We start from the raw sequence: 16,665 nt of genomic DNA on the forward strand, positions 1-16,665 counted from the left end.
TCAGGCATATCGTCGATTGAAGCGGGAAAGCAGCAACAGGCCCTTCTGCATCAGGATGAAGGCAAAGAGCAGGAAACCGATCAGGATCTTCGTCCACCAACTCGACAGCGTGCCGTCGAAAGTGATGTAAGTCTGGATGAGGCCCTGTATGAGAATTCCGATCAGGGTTCCTCCCACAAACCCTGCACCGCCCGTCAGCAACGTCCCGCCGATAACCACTGCGGCAACGGCGTCGAGCTCAACGCCGACGGTCGCCAGTGAATATCCTGCTGAGGTATAAAGCGAAAAAATGATTCCGGATAGACCCGCCAGGAAGCCTGATAGTGCGTAGATCTGGATCGTCGTACGGCCGACCGGAACGCCCATCAATTCCGCCGTCTGGACGCCGCCGCCGAGCGCATAGACATTGGCTCCGAAACGGGTGCGATGGGCAACCAAGGTGCCACCGGCAAAGACCAGCAGCATAATGCCGCCAATGAGGGTGAGCCGTCCGCCACCCGGAAGCAGGAGGTATATGTCGCTCAACTGCGAGTAGAAATCATGCTCGATCGGAATACTGTTGATCGACAGGACGAAGGCGATCCCGCGGGCGAGAAACATGCCGGCCAGCGTAACGATGAAGGGCGGCATCTGCAGATAGTGAATAATCGCGCCCATCCCTGCCCCGAACGCCGTGGTGATGATCAGCACCAGCACGAAGGCGATAAGCGGATGGATCGTGGTGTCGCGCAAGAGCACCGCCAGGAAGACGCCGGTGAAAGCAATCACGGAGCCGATCGACAAGTCGATGCCACCAGAGAGGATCACGAAGGTCATGCCGACGGCGGCAATGCCCAAAAAGCCGTTGTCAGTCAGCAAGTTACCCACCACCCGGGTCGAGAGCATCGCCGGGTATTCGAAAGCGCACACCGCGTAGGCGAGGATGAAGATGACGATCGTTGCGAGCAGCGGCAGATATTTGGAGTTCATTTTACCTGCTCCTCGCGAACGATCTGAACACTCTCCCGATGCCTTCCGAGGAAGGCCGCAACAGATCGCAAAGCCGGCGACTGGATGACCAGAATGATGATGACGATGACGGCCTTGATGACCAGATTGAACTCGGGAGGAAAGCCGGAAAGCAGTATGCCGGTGTTGACGGATTGAATGATCATCGCGCCGATCAGGGAACCAACGATGCTGAAGCGTCCACCAAGCAGCGAGTTGCCACCGACCACGACGGCAAGGATGGCATCGAGCTCCAGCCAGAGGCCGGCATTGTTCGCATCTGCGCCTTTGATGTCGGCCGCAACGATGATGCCTGCCACCGATGCGCAAAGTCCGCTTAGGACGTAGACGGCAATGAGCAATATGGGGGTCTGAATCCCCGAGAGCGTACTTGCACGGCGATTGATGCCGATCGCCTCGACCAGCATGCCGAGGGCTGTTCGACGCACGAGCAGCGTCACGATAAGCCCGGCCAGCAGCCAGATGACCACGGGCATGGGCAATCCGAATAGCGAACCGCTGCCAAAGAAGATCAGCCCGTCATTGTTGAAGGTCAGGATGATGCCCTCTGTGATCAATTGGGCGATTCCTCGACCGGCAACCATCAGGACAAGCGTGGCGATAATCGGCTGAATGTCGAGAGCCGCGACGAGGAAGCCGTTCCACAGCCCGCATAGCAGGCCCGTGGCAATCGCCAGAACGAGCGTATAGCCGAGAGAATTGCCGGACTCGATCGCGGAGGCCGCAACCGCACCGCATATCGCGATAACCGCACCGACGGAAAGATCGATCCCTTTCGTCGCGATGACGAGCGTCATGCCTATGGCAATCAGGGCCACCGGCGCACCGCGATTGAGCACGTCGATCAAGCTTCCATAAAGTCTGCCGTTTTGAACTTCGACATGAAAAAACTGCGGGAACATTATGAAATTCAACGCAAGAATAGCAGCCAGAGCTATAAGCTGCGGTGCCAGTCGCGTCAGCAAGGCTTTGAAGGACGAGTTCATGCCTCCTCCCCTTTTTCCTGGGCGGCAGCGATCGCATTGACAATCGCGCCTGCGGAAATTTCCTGGCCCGTCAACTCGGCAATGTGCTCCCTGTCACGCAGCACGATGACACGAGAACTGTAAGCCACGAGTTCCTCCAACTCCGAGGAGATTACGATCAGAGACATTCCCTGTCGGCAGAGGTCCTCGATGAGGTGAATGATTTCCGCGTGCGCGCCCACGTCGATCCCGCGCGTCGGTTCGTCGAGGATGAGGAAATTTGGATTGGTCGCCAGCCACCGCGCCAGGATGGCCTTCTGCTGGTTGCCACCCGACAATAGCCTGATCGGCTTTTCGCGATCGGTTGTCCGGATGTCGAGCGCCTTGATGTAGTGATCGGCGAGCGCATTCTGCTCGCTACGCGCCAATGGTCTCGCCCAGCCGCGGCGGGCCTGCAGCGCCATGACGATATTCTCGCGGATGGAAAGGTCGCCGATGATGCCGTCGGTCTTGCGATCCTCCGGACAAAAGCCGAAACCTTGTTTGATCGCAGCGCGCGGGCCGGTCAGTGTCAACGGCTTGCCATCGACGAGCGCTTCGCCGCTATCGGCCCTCTCGACGCCAAAGAGAACCTCGGCGGTCTCGGTCCGTCCCGATCCCAGCAGGCCGGCCACGCCGACAACTTCTCCGCCCCTGACTTCCAGATCGAAGGGCTTGATCTTTCCGCGCTTGCCGAAATTGCGGAAGCTGTATCTAATCGGGCCACTCTCGGTCACGCTCTCCTTGATAGCCGCCTCGGCCTGGGCCAATTCACGTCCGAGCATCATGGCGATCAGTGCCTGTCGTTCCAGCCCTGCGGTCTCGCGGGTGCCGACAAGGCGGCCGTTGCGAAGGACTGTTATGCGATCGCTGATCTCATAGACCTGTTCAAGAAAGTGAGTAATAAAAACAATACCTAATCCGCGATTTTTCAAATCGCGTATGATCCGGAACAGCATCGCCACTTCCTGTGTGTCCAGGCTGGCGGTAGGCTCGTCCAGAATAAGGACCTTGCCGGAAAGGTCGACGGCTCTGGCGATGGCAATGACCTGCTGGATGGCGACGGAAAAACGGTCCAGCTGCCGCGTCACATCGATATCGATGCCGTATTGCGATAGCAGGTCCTTCGCGCGCCGATTGATCTCGCGCGCCTTTACCAAGCCAAAGCTTCTTGGCTGGCGACCGAGGAAGAGATTTTCCGCAACGCTCAGATTGGGAAGGAGGTTCACCTCCTGATAGACTGTACCGATACCCAGCTTCTGGGCAGCCAGCGTATCGTGCGGATTGATTTCCTCGCCATCGAGAACGAGGCTGCCGGCATCGCGGCGATAGGCGCCGGTTATGCATTTGATCAGCGTGGACTTCCCGGCGCCGTTTTCACCGAGCAACGAATGAACCTCGCCACGGCGCAAAGTGAAGTTCACATGATCCAGAGCCGTAGAGCCTGGAAAGTATTTGCAGAAGCCGGTGGCGACCAGAATGTTCTCGAAATCGTGAGCCATGGGGCAATCAAATTCCTGATATTTGATACGCATGCCGAAGCGCTGGACATGATGTCCGACTCGCGTCGGCCGTTCTGCACCGGTCCATGATGGGCCGGTGCAGTTCGGGGCGTCTGATCAGTAGCCCTGGTTCTTCTTTTCCTCGTAGACCTTCTGCGGATCGTCAGCCTGGGTATAGAGCTTCGATTCGGTCTGGATCCACTTCGGCGGAGCCTTCTTGTCCTTGAGGTAGGCATCGAGCGCGTCGAAGGCCGGGCCTGCCATGTTCGGCGTCAGCTCGACGGTTGCGTTCGCCTCACCCGCAGCCATGGCCTTGAAGAGGTCAGGAACCGAATCGACGGAAACGGTCAGGATGTCCTTGCCTGGCTTGAGGCCGGCTTCCTTGATCGCCTGGATCGCGCCGACAGCCATATCGTCGTTATGGGCGTAGAGTGCGCAGATATCCTTGCCGCCATTCTCGGCCTTCAGGAAGCTTTCCATGACTTCCTTGCCCTTGGTGCGGGTGAAGTCGCCGGTCTGGCTGCGAACGATCTTCAGGTTGTCATGTCCCTTGATCGCCTCTTCGAAGCCCTTCTTGCGAGCGATCGCCGGCGAGGAACCGGTTGTGCCCTGGAGCTCGACGATGTTGCACTTCCTGTCGGCGACGGTCTTGACCAGCCAGTCGCCGGCAACCTTGCCTTCATGCACCTGATCGGAAGTGACGGCGGTCAGGTAGAGATCTTCCGGAGCGTTGATCGTGCGGTCGAGCAGAATGACCGGGATCTTGGCTTCCTTGGCTTCCTTCAGGACCGAATCCCAACCGGTTTCTACGACCGGAGCGAGCAGAATTGCATCCACGCCCTGGGCGATGAAGGAGCGGATAGCCTTGATCTGGTTTTCCTGCTTCTGCTGTGCGTCGGCAAACTTCAGGTCGATGCCACGCTTCTTGGCCTGTTCCTTCGTCACCGTCGTCTCGGCTGCGCGCCAGCCGGATTCAGAGCCAATCTGCGAAAAGCCAACGACCAGATCCTTTGCGGACGCTGATGTGAACATGCAGGCAGCCAAAATCGTGGCACTTAAGAGTGCAGTCTTGAATTTCATGATGTCCTCCCAATCGACCGCCTCCAAGCGGCCAAGTGAACAACAATCATATAGTAATACTTTTGTAAATGAGGTTTCGATGATGCACTGCAACAAAAAAGGGCGCCCGATGGCGCCCTCCCGTATCAAGTGAAGAAAATCAGCTTATTTCGAGGACGGCAGCTTGTCGTCCACGCCTTCGATGTAGAAGTTCATGCCGAGCAACGTGGCGTCGTCCGCCTTCTCGCCAGCCTTCAGCCACGGCGTGCCGTCCTGCTTGTTGATCGGGCCGGTGAACGGAGCCAGTTCGCCGGACTTGATCTTCGCTTCGGTATTCTCAGCCATCTTCTTCACGTCGTCAGGCATGTTGGTATAGGGCGCCATCGTCAGGATGCCGTCCTTAAGACCGTCCCAGTTCTGCTGGGACTTCCAGGTCCCATCGAGAAGGGCATGAACGCGCTTGGAGTAATAGGCGCCCCAGGTATCGGTGATGGCGGTCAGCTGCGCGTTCGGGCCGGCTTTGATCATGTCGGTCGCCTGGCCAAAAGCATGGATCTTGCGCTCTTCAGCAACCTGCATCGGAGCGGTCGTATCCGTATGCTGCGTGAGGATATCGACGCCCTGGTCGATCATAGCCTTGGCAGCATCAGCTTCCTTGCCGGGATCGAACCAGGTGTTAACCCAGATAACCTTCAGCTTGAAACTCGGATCGACCGACTTCGCGCCCTGCTCGAAAGCATTGATACCCATCACGACCTCAGGGATCGGGAAGGAGGCGAGATAGGCGGCACCGTGATTCTTCGACATCTTCGCAGCGATCTGGCCGATGATGTAGCGGCCTTCATAGAAGCGCGAATTGTAGGTGGCGACATTCGGTGCGGTCTTGAAGCCCGTCGCGTGCTCGAACTTCACTTTCGGGAACTTCTTGGCGACGTTGATCGTCGCATCCATGAAGCCGAAGGAGGTGGTGAAGATCAGCTGGCAGCCGGAGCGTGCGAGACGCTCGATGGCACGCTCGGCATCCGGACCTTCCGGCACGTTTTCGAGATAGGGCGTCTCGATCTTGTCGCCGAATTCCTTCTGGACCTGCTGGCGACCCAGATCATGCGCCTGCGAATAGCCGCCGTCGGTATGCGAACCGACGTAGACAAAGCAGACCTTGGTTTTATCCGCAGCCTCAGCGGCGGAGGAGAGGCCGATCACGGCAGCGGCCGAGGCGGCAAGGGCAAATGCAAACTTCTTCATAGGGACCCCTGTTTGGTTTGAAGTTTTCCGGAAACCCGTCGGTTTTGGTTCTTGTCTATCGCTCCGGTACGAAGGCTTTTCCAAGCGACGCAGGCGTGTTGATCAACGTCGTGCGGCGATTATGGGAAATGATGATGAGAACGACAATAGTCGCTGCATAGGGCAGCATCGAGAGGAACTGCGAGGGAACGCCGAGGCCGAAGGCCTGGGCATGCAGCTGCAGGATCGTCACTGCGCCGAAGAGATAGCCGCCGGCAAAAACCCGCCACGGGCGCCAGGACGCGAAGACCACGAGCGCGAGCGTGATCCAGCCACGTCCGGCAGACATGTTCTCCACCCATTGCGGCGTATAGACGAGCGACAGCTGGGCGCCGGCGAGGCCCGCGCAGGCGCCGCCGAACATCACGGCAAGGTAGCGCGTGCGGATGACATGGATGCCGAGTGCGTGGGCCGATGAATGACTGTCGCCGATCGCCCGCAGTTTCAGGCCGGTGCGGCTGCGGAACAGGAACCAATTGACCCCGAAGACGAGGGCGATCGACAGATAGAAGATCAAATCCTGCTTGAAGAGAACGGAACCGATGACCGGAATATTCGAGAGAACAGGAATGACGATCGCTTCGAGCCGGATACCTGGCACGCCGACATAGCTCTCGCCGATCATGCCGGAAGCACCAAGGCCGAGAAGCGTCAATGCAAGGCCGGTCGCGACCTGGTTTGCGACCAGCGTGAGCGTCAGGAAGCCGAAGAGCAGCGAAAAGAGCGCACCGGCGACAATGCCGCAGATTATGCCGACATAGGGCGAGCCGGACATCTGCGCACCGACGAAGGCAGCGACGGCGCCCATGATCATCATGCCTTCGACGCCGAGATTGAGGACGCCCGATCGCTCCGTCACCAATTCGCCGAGCGCTGCGATGACGAGCGGCGTGGACGCCGTGATGACAGTCAGGAGGATAGCTTCAAAGATACTCATGCCACGCCTCCACGAATGCGCGACCAGACGATGCGGATCTTGTAGTAGATCAGCGTGTCGCAGGAGAGCACGAAGAAGAGCAGCAGCCCCTGGAAGACGCGTGTCACCTTATCGGAGACACCGATCGACAGCTGCGCCGCCTCGCCGCCGAGATAGGTCAGCGCCAGCACCAGGCCGGAGGCAACGATGCCGAGCGGATTGAGGCGGCCAAGGAAGGCGACGATGATGGCGGTGAAGCCGTAGCCCGGCGAGATCGCCGGCTGCAGATGGCCGATCGAGCCCGAGACCTCGCAGATGCCGGCGAGCCCGGCAAGCGCACCAGAGAAGAGAAAGCCGAACCAGATCATCTTCTTGGAGGAGAAGCCGGCAAAGCGCCCGGCCCGCTCCGATTGACCAAGCACCGTGATCTCGAAGCCCTTCAGCGTATAGCGCATCATGAACCAGCAGCCGACGGCCGCAATCAGCGCGAAGATGAAAGCCCAGTGCGCACGGCCGGAATCCGGCCATATCGCCGGCACGATCGCTTCTGGCGCGAAATCGCGAGAGACCGGGAAATTGAAGCCCTGGGGATCACGCCAGGCGCCACGGATCAGCCAATCGAGGAAGAGCTGGGCAATATAGACCAGCATCAGCGAGGTCAGAATCTCGTTGGTGTTGAAATGCGCCTTCAGCAGCGCCGGAATGGCGGCGAAGAGAGCGCCACCGAGCGCGCCGAGAATGAGCATCAGCGGCAGAACCAGCGACGAATGCCAGTCGTAGAAGACGATCGGGATATAGGAGCCGGTAATCGCGCCGATCGTGAACTGGCCTTCGGCGCCGATATTCCAGTTGTTGGAGCGATAGCAAATGGCGAGGCCAACGCCCATCAGGATGAGCGGTGCGGCCTTGACCGCCAGCTCGTGCAGAGACCAGACCTCGAGCAGCGGCTCGACGAAGAATGCATCCATTGCCTCGATCGGGTCCTTGCCGAGCATGGCAAACATGATGACACCGGCAATCAGGGTCAGCACCAGGGCAAGCAGTGGTGAGACGAAAGCGAAAAGCTTCGAGACCTGCGGGCGCTTTTCGAGTTCAATGCGCATGCGTGGCCTCCGTGCCGGCTGACTTGCTCTCGTGCAGACCGCCCATCAGCAGGCCGATCTTTTCGCGTGTCAGTGTGCCGGCCGCAAAGGGAGACGACAGCCGTCCCTCAGAGATGACGGCGATATCGGTCGCCACTTCGAAGATCTCGTCGAGATCCTGGCTGATGACCACGACGGCGGAACCGGCGCGTGCAAGATCGACAAGGGCCTGGCGGATACGGCTTGCCGCTCCGGCATCGACGCCCCAGGTCGGCTGATTGACGACAAGGACGGCCGGCTGGCGATCAAGCTCGCGGCCCACGATGAACTTCTGCAAATTACCCCCGGACAGCGACCCAGCTGCCGGATCCTCGCCGCTCTTGCGCACATCCATGGCCTCGGAAATGCGACGCGACGCGATTCTGACCGCGGCGTAGCGAATGATGCCGAAGAGCCCGCCGCCGAGGAAGGCTTTGCGGTCCGACTGGTTGCGGGCGAGCACGAGATTGTCCGAAAGTTTCATGGCCGACACGGCAGCATGGCCGTGGCGTTCTTCCGGCACGAAGCTCGCACCGAGCAGCCGGCGGGCGGTGATACCCTGGGTCCCGACCGGCTTGCGGCGGATGACAACGGCATCCGCCGAGGCAACCGGATATTCTCCTGACAGGGCATCAAAAAGCTCGCCCTGGCCGTTACCCGCGACACCGGCGATCGCCAGGATTTCGCCAGCCCGCACGGTGAGCGAAACATCGCGCAGCGGCATGGCGAAGGGCGTGCGCGGGGCGACGGAAAGATTGTTGACGGCAAGCTGGACCTCGCCCCTGTCGCCACGCTCCGGATGGGTGACGGCAGCCACATCGCTGCCCACCATCATGCGGGCCAGCGAGGCCGGCGTTTCCAGCTTCGGATCGCAGGAGCCGGTCACGCGACCGTGGCGCAAAACGGTGGCGCGGTCGCAAATGCGCTGCACCTCTTCCAGGCGGTGGCTGATATAGAGAACCGAGCGGCCCTCGGCCCTCAGCTTGAACAGGGTCTCGAAAAGCTTGTCGGCCTCCTGCGGCGTCAGCACCGAGGTCGGCTCGTCGAGGATGATGAGCTTCGGATTCTGCAACAGCGCGCGGACAATCTCGATGCGCTGGCGCTCGCCGACCGAGAGATCGGCCACATGTGCATGCGGATCAAGCGGCAGGCCATAGGCGCTGGACAGCGACCGCGCCTCCTCCGCAATCCGGCCGACAGGGATGCTGTCGCTGAGTGACAAGGCAATATTCTCGGCGACGGTCAGTGCCTCGAACAGCGAGAAATGCTGGAAGACCATGCCGATGCCAAGCTTGCGCGCCTCGCCCGGAGACGTGATCGAGACCGGCCGATCCTGCCAGAGGATTTCACCATGGCTCGGCTCCAATACGCCGAACAGCATCTTCACCAGGGTCGATTTGCCGGCGCCGTTCTCCCCCAACAATGCGTGGATTTCACCCGGCCTGATGTCGAGATCTATTTCGTTGCAGGCAGCAAAGCTGCCAAAGAGCTTCGTCAGTTTTCGGACCGACAATAACGTACCGGCTTGCGGCACATCGGATGACGACACTTTCCCCTCATTTCTCCCTGCTGTCCTGTCCATTCGGGATCTTTACGGCACCAGCAGCTTCGTTCCACTTGTTCTTCTCGGCTCCACCCCTACGCACGCAGCGGCAGATGCGCAAGGTTCGGGTTCTGCCATTATTGATACGCACTTTGCTGCCTTGCACAACAGCAAATAATCGAATGCGTTTCCGTCACCCACCTGTAGGCACCCTATCGTCCGAGCGACGGGAAGAATTGCAACACTGCCCCGATGCAATAGAGGTAGATGCCGGCAATAATAAACAGGACGACCGCCCATTGCGGCATCATGAAATGCATCAGCAGCGAATAAACACCAAGCGCCGACCAGAGGAAAAAAACACCTAGGTTGAGAGGCCGCAGCCTCTCGACACGAACCGGATGCAGGAAGTTGATCGGCAGGAAGGTCAGCACGACCGAAAAACCGACCACGATCATCGCCGTCGTGGCGCTTGCATCGATGACGAACAGGGTGAAGATGACCATGTTCCAGACGACGGGGAAGCCGGAGAAGAAATATTCATCCGTCTTCATGCCCGTATCGGCATAATAAATGGCGCTCGAAACCACGATCGCGCCGGCGGCCACGAAGGACCAGAACTGCCCAATCATGCCGCTTTCATAAAGCGCAAAGGCGGGCAGCAATACGTAGGTGACGTAGTCGATAATATTGTCGAGCGTATCGCCGGACCAGTTCGGCAGAACCTCCTTCACGCGCACCTTGCGGGCGATCGGGCCGTCGATACCGTCGACCAGCAGCGCCAGGCCCAGCCACCAGAACATGTCTATAAAGCGATGTTCTGCCGCCGCGACCACTCCCAGGAAGGCAAGAAACGAGCCGGAAGCAGTCAGGATGTGAACGGAAAAGGCACGAATCTCCGCGTAGGGCACCCGCTTGTATTTGAAAATTGCCATGCGCCCCCGCAGCCTGCCTTTATCGATCGCCCCCTACGGCGATGTTTTGTCTAATATGCATCGTTTGCCCCGCGCTGCCAGCGCAAAAGCATAGGGTTTGCCGGACGATAGCCCGACTTCCTGTCATTTTCATCCACTGCGATGTTTCATCCCATGGATTTCAACAGGACAAACAGCTAATTTTGCCGGAAATGACAACAGGATAGCGACATGAAGCAGATTGAGGTTGCCGTTATCGGCGCAGGCTTGGCCGGAAGCATCGCAGCGATCGCGCTGGCGCGCGGCGGCAGGCAGGTTGTCCTCATCGCCGCTGCCCCGGCAAAGACCGATCGGCGCACAACGGCACTGATGGACCAGTCCATTCGCTTTCTGGAGCGACTTGCGCTTTGGGAGAAGATTGCGCCCTCTGCAGCCTCCCTTGATACGATGCAGATCATCGACGGCACCAAGAGATTGTTGCGCGCGCCCACGGTTGCGTTCCGAGCATCGGAAATCGGCCTCGAAAGCTTCGGCTACAATATTCCCAACGCGGCCCTTACACAGGTGCTGAACGACGCCATCAAGGCGGAGGGAAACATATCGACCATCGAGGCAAGCGCCACTGATATCGAGATAAAGCAAGACGGTGTCACCATCACTCTCGACAATGGCGAGACCGTCGAGGCATCCTTCGTCGTCGGCGCCGATGGTCGTCGCTCGATCGTGCGCGACAGCGCCGGCATCAAGTTTCGCAACTGGTCCTATCCGCAATCCGCCATGGTGCTGAACTTCGCGCATTCGCTGCCGCACCAGAATATCTCGACGGAATTTCACACCGAGAGCGGCCCGTTCACGCAGGTACCCCTGCCAGGCAGCCGGTCGAGCCTCGTCTGGGTGCAGAAGCCGACGGAGGCCGCGGCAAGAGCTGAACTGACGCATGAGGAACTCAGCAGGCACGTCGAAGAGCGCATGCAATCGATGCTCGGAAAGGTCACCGTCGAGGACAGCGTGCAGGTCTGGCCGCTTTCCGGCATGACCGCCTACCGTTTTGGAAAGGGTCGCGCCGCATTGATCGGCGAAGCCGCGCATGTCTTTCCGCCGATCGGTGCGCAGGGTCTCAACCTCAGCCTGCGCGATGTCATGGGATTGGTTGATATTCTGTGCAGCCGAGCCAATCAGCCGGTCGCGGCTGATGCCGGCGACAGTTTCGACCGCAAGCGCCGCACCGATATCATCAGCCGCACGGCGAGCGTCGATCTTCTCAACCGATCGCTGCTGTCGGATTTCCTGCCGGTGCAGATGCTCCGGGCGGCGGGTCTGCATGTCCTTTCCGCCATCCCGCCGCTGCGCAGCATCGTCATGCGCGAAGGCATAGAGCCCGGCGGCGGCTTCAGGCTGATGCCGTCGGCTCTTCGCGAAAAGCTGCGGCGATAGGCTTTACTCAGCCGATCTGCATCAGGATCGGGAAGGTCTGCTGGAACCAGATCGAGACGTCGCTGACGAAACCGAACATGAAGGCAAGGCCGGTGACGACAAGAAAGCCGCCCATGACCTTTTCAACAAGTCCGAGATGACGACGGAAGCGGGCGAGAAAATTCATGAAAGCGCCCGAGAAACCGGCTGCGATCCAGAAGGGCACGGCAAGGCCGAGCGAATAGATGGCAAGCAGCCCTGCCCCCGCCCCAACCGTCTGACGCGACGCGGCAACACCGAGAATCGCGCCTAGAACCGGCCCGATGCAGGGCGTCCATCCAAAGGCGAATGCAAGGCCCATGATATAGGCGCCGGTCAACGTCGCCGGCTTGCCGCCACCCTGGAATCGCGCTTCGCGCGCCAGGATTCCGAGGCGGAAAACGCCGAGGAAGTTGAGCCCCATGACAATGATGATTAGCCCGCCGATCTGCGCAAGCAGATCGAGGTGCTGGCGCAAGAGCAAGCCGATCGAGGAGGCGCCGGCGCCGAGCGCAATGAAGACGGTAGCGAAACCGAGCGTGAAGAACAGTGCCGAAAACAGGACATTCCCACGAATGCTTGGCCCGGCGATCACCGCCTCCCCGCCCCTGAACTGCTCGACCGAGATGCCGGCCATATAGCAAAGGTAAGGTGGGACCAAAGGCAGGACGCAAGGCGAAAGGAAGGAAAGCGCTCCGGCCAGCAAGGCGCTGAGAAGCGAGATATCGGCAATCGACACGAAGGCACTCCGGCTACGACATATCCAGCCTTCCTAGCTTTTGAAGCGCCCGAACGCCAATCACCTTTTAGCGGATCGCTTCAAAAAACCGCAAGGTGCCGCAATTTCGGCAATTTTCCGGGTTGACCACAATAGGGTGTCTGCATATGTTCCGCGCACTTCCAACCGGGGTGCTTCGCATCCGGAAACGGGAGAGCGTAGCTCAGTCGGTAGAGCAACTGACTTTTAATCAGTAGGTCATGGGTTCGAATCCCATCGCTCTCACCATGAAATCAACTATTCAGCGATTTGCGTGTGCTTTTTGTGACGGTTGGAAAGTCATACAGTCACACGGCTTTCTTCTTCTTAGGCTCGCTCTTCGCGCCTCCGTTCGTCAACTCCGATCAGAGAAAACGGCTAGGAACTGTAGGCGATAGTTGCTTTTTCTGGTGTTCTTGCCGGACTGGAGCAGAAAGAAGTTGCCGAGTAATATCCGCAATTCTGCAACGGGGCCTGAGCAGTGCTAGTGTAGTAGCGCATCGACGAACGTCACCTCTGGAGGGGTTTGGTATGAACGACGATTTTCGCTTGAAGTTGATCAAGATGCGAGACGAGAAGGTCGCGCATCTTAATGAACTGCTGTCGATGAAGACGCAGGGTCTGAGCGCGAAATGGGTGAGCGAGGATGTCGATATTGAAGGCATGATCGCGCGCGAGCAGTTAGCGATCGATAACCTCGACGATACGATTGCTCGCCTCAGCTGAGACCGAAGCTACTACCATTTAAAGAGGAGGTCTTTTCCGGGCCGTGGTTAGCCAGTACCGGCATCACGGAAGACAAGACGACGACGCTATTCAAATCGAATATTCAAGCGACATGCAGTCGACGACTGGCACGCCAGCTTCGTCTGCCGCGCGCAGGAGGCCAAGCCTGGCGTCAAGATTGCTCCGCCTCCCCTCAAGCGCGGCGCTACAGGTTTCCAGCGCTTCTATCAACGCCCGACCTTCGTTGACCGGCCACTTGGTCGACAGCATATCCAGTGCTTCCTGCGTGCTGGTAATCACGAAATATTGGCCGCTTTTCTTGCAGGCCAACATCACGGGAGTTTGCCACCTTGTCCCTTGCATATTCGTCGCGCCCTAACCCCGATGGCCCACTGTAGCGCTTGCGCGGGAACGCACAACTCCGGTTTTTGTGGGGTTAGAATGAAGCTTGCGACTTGATGCGGCGATGGACTCTGTCGCCCACGCTGCGCGCTGAAGCGGTGATGTCCAGGGCCGGCCAAAGGATGGGCTGGCGCGGCCCTGTGACCGCAAGGTCAGATTATCTCACGCGGATACGGTTTCCCTGACGTCGTCCAGCAAGAAATAGACGTCGACATATTTCGTCGTGTAATGCCGCCCACTCTCCGAAACGTTCTCGACGCTTCCGCCATCCGCAGGGTGCCATTCATGGTAATGGGGATTTGTTGTTATCAGCGTCACTGCCTTGCCGGAGAATCGGCCGTCCCCCATGCGAAAGCGCATCTCCGCCAGCGGCCAGATGCGCTCGTAGTCCTCCATCGGCAGATGGGCCTTCAAAGCCTTCCGATGTACCGGATGCTCGGGCGAAGCGCTTTCCAGCATGACTTCTTCCGCGCCATCGAGAACCGCATTCAACTCTTCGGGCCACATTCTCTTCATGAAATCGCTCCTCCAGCTTTCTCATCCACGAAATTAATGTAGCTGTTTCGAATTAAGATGCAAACGGAGGATCAATATCCGGCCGGCCGCCGCTATCCCAGCCCCGGCCGGCTTGATCGAATTCGTTCAAAGACCGTACCGCTTCGGCCGAATCTGCCCTCCCATCAACTCGTTTTCGGCGATACATAAGCCGCGTCGCTTCGATATTTCCCCGAAGCGCAGCAAACTCGGCCTCGCTTCGGCGGGGCTTTTTTCTCCTCCCGTCTCGACGCTTGAAGATGCTGACACCGTTCTTTTCTGGAATGGGAGCAGGCGGCTATCCGCTTTGGTCTGAAGACGTCCTTGCAACTGACCGACGTCCGATCGTTCCGGATTTTTCACAAAGCGAATACGACCTGACAGCCGCCTTCGCCCTATCGATATCAGTTGCAGAAATTTAAGCCGCTCCGGCGGGATCGCCGATCGGCAATAGTGCCGGATCTTCCGGGTTTTTCGTGTCACCGGGATCCTGCGCTGGCGTCAATGGTGGCTTCTCCTGCGTGCGATCCGGGATTCCAGGCGTGGGCGTCGGGCCGCGCGGGGTTTCTGCGCTAGGAGTCGGTATGGGATCTCTATTCGGCATAGTCGTTCTCCTTTCGTTGAGGTCAACGACAGGCCGTGGGGAATGGTTCCGTCTTTTCCGATGGCTGATCCCCGTGTATGAACAGCCGACCAAAAGAGAGACTGCTCATGGCTTCCCGCGATCGCTTTTCGAAGAAACTCACCTGCCCACAATGCAACAACACCGGTTTTGCCGAAGCATCCGAAGACGATCACCCCACCCGAAAGCACCCTGGTTTTCAGGTCGACCAGCTTCCGACGGGGTTCTTCGAGCAACGGTCCTCCAATTTCCAGGAGAGCTACATCATCAAATGCCAATGCGGGCGAAAATTCCCGTTCCGGGCACGAACCGAGGCGGCGGAGGCCAGCCAGCGTTGATCTAGACGATCTTACCAGGCGCAGTACCTAACGCCTGGTGGATTTCGCGTGACTTGGCGCGGTTCACGTTTAAGCGACCGCTAGTGATGGTGATGACCATGATGGTAGTGATGACCATGATGGTGATGATTGTGGTGGTGATGATGATGGCGCCAATGCCGATGGTGCCAGCGATGATGGTGCCAGTAGCGATCAGGATAGCGATAGTGTCCATGATGCCCGTAGTAGCCGTATCGGCTATAATACTGAACCTGCAACACATTTGAGTTTTCCGACACTGCGGGGCGGACCATCGGAACAGCCGAAGCCGGTTCCATCGCAGCAAAAATCGCTCCAAATGCCAGGCTTGCTGCGACAGCTAAATTCGCTATCCGTCTCATGAATTCTGCTCCTTGCCATTACGACACGGCAAGTCTGAGCGGGCAGCCATGAACCCGCGCTGAACGCAATGAGCTAGCCCAAAGAGATAAGGCCGGGGCAATTGACGTTAGGTGAGCTTTCCTCAAAATGGCAACTGCGCAGCGCAGAGACCGCCGGCTCATAGTTTTTCCCGAGGGGATCGTCGGCGGTCTCCCCAAACTCCAAACACCGGCGAAGACCTCTTTCGAAGACGGCGGACGAAATGTCATTTTATCTGCGGCCTCCCTCTGGCATGATCGCATCATCTGATGGAGCAAAGTTTCGGAGCGAGGCGGCATGACGAAATTTCGCTATTACGAAGAAGATTGCGCAGAGCCACCTTACGTATTGATCCGGCTCTACAAGGCGAGCCGCGGCTTGCAGGCAGTTATTTCCAAGAGCGAGGATTTGTCCGACGAAGGCTATTCCTGGCCGGATCCAGGCTGCGATGCTGAAGCCGCCCTAGCATGGGCCGCCAATTACGCCGGAATCAACGCCGTGAACGTCTATATCCAGCTTGACCATGTCGACTGGGACCCGAGCTGGGGAGAAATTGGTCATTGAACCTGGTCGCCCTGATACCGAACAAGGTATCAGACCGTCAAAGCTCTGCAGCATTGATATGGCATATAGCCAGCATTGCGCTTCGCAAGCAGGAAGTGCACAATTCTTTACGGCATTGGCCCTTTTGAAGAACCTTGCCGCCCTTTGATAATCAACAATTCAATAAGCAGGAGGAAATTCATGCAGGACGCGCAAGTGGGTTGGATTGCAGCCATCATCATCGGCGGTATTGCCGGCTGGCTCGCCGAAAAATTCATGAACAGCAATATGGGCGTGTTCATGAACATCATTCTGGGCATTGTCGGCGCGATCATTTCCAACGCCATTCTATCGGCCCTCCATATCAGCCTTGGAGGCGGCTGGCTCGCTTATCTGATCGCCGGCTTCATCGGTGCCTGCATCCTGATCGCCGTAGGTCGCCTTATTCGGCGCTAGCCGAGAATACCTGTAACGGTCACTATTGCGCCGGGCGGATGGTGACCGTTTCCAATAAAATTTAGCCTATCTCGCGATGGGATCG

General features: G+C 58.4%; 19 protein-coding genes and 1 tRNA gene. 6 read left to right on the forward strand and 14 right to left on the reverse strand.

The features are described 5' to 3' along the window. The 9 genes from yjfF to pcsA all read right to left on the reverse strand — a co-directional run bounded on the left by yjfF (position 1) and on the right by pcsA (position 10,372). Complete coding sequence (yjfF, locus tag EV561_RS18640) at positions 1-969, reverse strand: galactofuranose ABC transporter, permease protein YjfF (protein ID WP_132523800.1); 969 nt, start codon at positions 967-969, stop codon at positions 1-3. Continuing rightward, positions 966-1,994: an ABC transporter permease gene (locus EV561_RS18645; RefSeq protein ID WP_132523801.1), complete on the reverse strand. Its 1,029-nt coding sequence runs from the start codon at positions 1,992-1,994 to the stop codon at positions 966-968. The genes yjfF and EV561_RS18645 overlap by 4 nt, the downstream gene beginning before the upstream one ends. After that, positions 1,991-3,514 carry a galactofuranose ABC transporter, ATP-binding protein YtfR gene (gene ytfR, locus EV561_RS18650; protein ID WP_132523802.1) on the reverse strand — a complete coding sequence of 508 codons (1,524 nt, stop codon included), beginning with the start codon at positions 3,512-3,514 and terminating at the stop codon, positions 1,991-1,993. Before ytfR ends, EV561_RS18645 begins: the two co-directional genes overlap by 4 nt. Before the next feature lie 117 nt (positions 3,515-3,631). After that, positions 3,632-4,594, reverse strand: a complete 963-nt coding sequence (gene ytfQ / locus EV561_RS18655) for a galactofuranose ABC transporter, galactofuranose-binding protein YtfQ (protein ID WP_132523803.1) — start codon at positions 4,592-4,594, stop codon at positions 3,632-3,634. 144 nt (positions 4,595-4,738) lie between these two features. Further along, positions 4,739-5,818, reverse strand: coding sequence for a BMP family ABC transporter substrate-binding protein (locus tag EV561_RS18660; RefSeq protein WP_132523804.1), 1,080 nt, complete (start codon positions 5,816-5,818; stop codon positions 4,739-4,741). A 55-nt stretch (positions 5,819-5,873) separates the two neighbouring features. Continuing rightward, positions 5,874-6,794 carry an ABC transporter permease gene (locus EV561_RS18665; RefSeq protein WP_132523805.1) on the reverse strand — a complete coding sequence of 307 codons (921 nt, stop codon included), beginning with the start codon at positions 6,792-6,794 and terminating at the stop codon, positions 5,874-5,876. After that, a complete protein-coding gene (locus tag EV561_RS18670; RefSeq protein WP_132523806.1) occupies positions 6,791-7,876 on the reverse strand; it encodes an ABC transporter permease in 1,086 nt (361 codons plus the stop codon). Before EV561_RS18670 ends, EV561_RS18665 begins: the two co-directional genes overlap by 4 nt. Beyond that, a complete protein-coding gene (locus EV561_RS18675) occupies positions 7,866-9,443 on the reverse strand; it encodes an ABC transporter ATP-binding protein (protein WP_132523807.1) in 1,578 nt (525 codons plus the stop codon). The genes EV561_RS18670 and EV561_RS18675 overlap by 11 nt, the downstream gene beginning before the upstream one ends. A 206-nt stretch (positions 9,444-9,649) precedes the next feature. Further along, a complete protein-coding gene (gene pcsA, locus EV561_RS18680) occupies positions 9,650-10,372 on the reverse strand; it encodes a phosphatidylcholine synthase (protein WP_132523808.1) in 723 nt (240 codons plus the stop codon). A gap of 210 nt (positions 10,373-10,582) precedes the next feature. Between pcsA and EV561_RS18685 the strand changes: the two genes are divergently transcribed. After that, positions 10,583-11,785 carry a UbiH/UbiF family hydroxylase gene (locus EV561_RS18685; protein WP_132523809.1) on the forward strand — a complete coding sequence of 401 codons (1,203 nt, stop codon included), beginning with the start codon at positions 10,583-10,585 and terminating at the stop codon, positions 11,783-11,785. Positions 11,786-11,792: 7 nt separating this feature from the next. Here EV561_RS18685 and EV561_RS18690 read toward each other — a convergent pair whose 3' ends face one another. Further along, entirely contained in the window at positions 11,793-12,542 is a 750-nt protein-coding gene (locus EV561_RS18690; RefSeq protein ID WP_132523810.1) for a cytochrome c biogenesis protein CcdA, read from the reverse strand. A 191-nt stretch (positions 12,543-12,733) separates the two neighbouring features. Between EV561_RS18690 and EV561_RS18695 the strand changes: the two genes are divergently transcribed. Continuing rightward, positions 12,734-12,809 (forward strand) — tRNA-Lys (locus EV561_RS18695). Between the two features lie 282 nt (positions 12,810-13,091). Next, positions 13,092-13,286, forward strand: coding sequence for a hypothetical protein (locus EV561_RS18700; RefSeq protein WP_132523811.1), 195 nt, complete (start codon positions 13,092-13,094; stop codon positions 13,284-13,286). Between the two features lie 90 nt (positions 13,287-13,376). On the opposite strand, the gene EV561_RS18705 is transcribed toward EV561_RS18700, so the two are convergent. From EV561_RS18705 to EV561_RS18715, 3 genes are all read right to left on the reverse strand, one after another. Beyond that, positions 13,377-13,619 (reverse strand): DUF982 domain-containing protein, encoded by a 243-nt coding sequence (locus EV561_RS18705; protein ID WP_245512744.1) that lies wholly within the window; start codon positions 13,617-13,619, stop codon positions 13,377-13,379. Positions 13,620-13,850: 231 nt separating this feature from the next. Further along, the gene (locus EV561_RS18710; RefSeq protein WP_132523813.1) at positions 13,851-14,204 is read right to left on the reverse strand and encodes a hypothetical protein; all 354 of its coding nucleotides are present in this window, start codon (positions 14,202-14,204) and stop codon (positions 13,851-13,853) included. A gap of 436 nt (positions 14,205-14,640) precedes the next feature. After that, the gene (locus EV561_RS18715) at positions 14,641-14,826 is read right to left on the reverse strand and encodes a hypothetical protein (RefSeq protein ID WP_132523814.1); all 186 of its coding nucleotides are present in this window, start codon (positions 14,824-14,826) and stop codon (positions 14,641-14,643) included. 107 nt (positions 14,827-14,933) lie between these two features. Here EV561_RS18715 and EV561_RS18720 point away from each other — a divergent pair, with 107 nt between their 5' ends. Then, the gene (locus EV561_RS18720) at positions 14,934-15,182 is read left to right on the forward strand and encodes a hypothetical protein (RefSeq protein ID WP_132523815.1); all 249 of its coding nucleotides are present in this window, start codon (positions 14,934-14,936) and stop codon (positions 15,180-15,182) included. Between the two features lies 1 nt (position 15,183). Here EV561_RS18720 and EV561_RS37240 read toward each other — a convergent pair whose 3' ends face one another. After that, a complete protein-coding gene (locus EV561_RS37240; RefSeq protein WP_165927855.1) occupies positions 15,184-15,396 on the reverse strand; it encodes a hypothetical protein in 213 nt (70 codons plus the stop codon). A 482-nt stretch (positions 15,397-15,878) separates the two neighbouring features. Here EV561_RS37240 and EV561_RS18730 point away from each other — a divergent pair, with 482 nt between their 5' ends. Both EV561_RS18730 and EV561_RS18735 read left to right on the forward strand, forming a co-directional pair. Next, positions 15,879-16,145 carry a hypothetical protein gene (locus EV561_RS18730; RefSeq protein WP_132523817.1) on the forward strand — a complete coding sequence of 89 codons (267 nt, stop codon included), beginning with the start codon at positions 15,879-15,881 and terminating at the stop codon, positions 16,143-16,145. A gap of 180 nt (positions 16,146-16,325) precedes the next feature. Further along, the gene (locus EV561_RS18735; protein WP_132523818.1) at positions 16,326-16,580 is read left to right on the forward strand and encodes a GlsB/YeaQ/YmgE family stress response membrane protein; all 255 of its coding nucleotides are present in this window, start codon (positions 16,326-16,328) and stop codon (positions 16,578-16,580) included. Positions 16,581-16,665 lie beyond the last annotated feature (85 nt).

The organism is Rhizobium sp. BK376, from assembly GCF_004341625.1.
Taxonomy (GTDB): Bacteria; Pseudomonadota; Alphaproteobacteria; order Rhizobiales; family Rhizobiaceae; genus Rhizobium.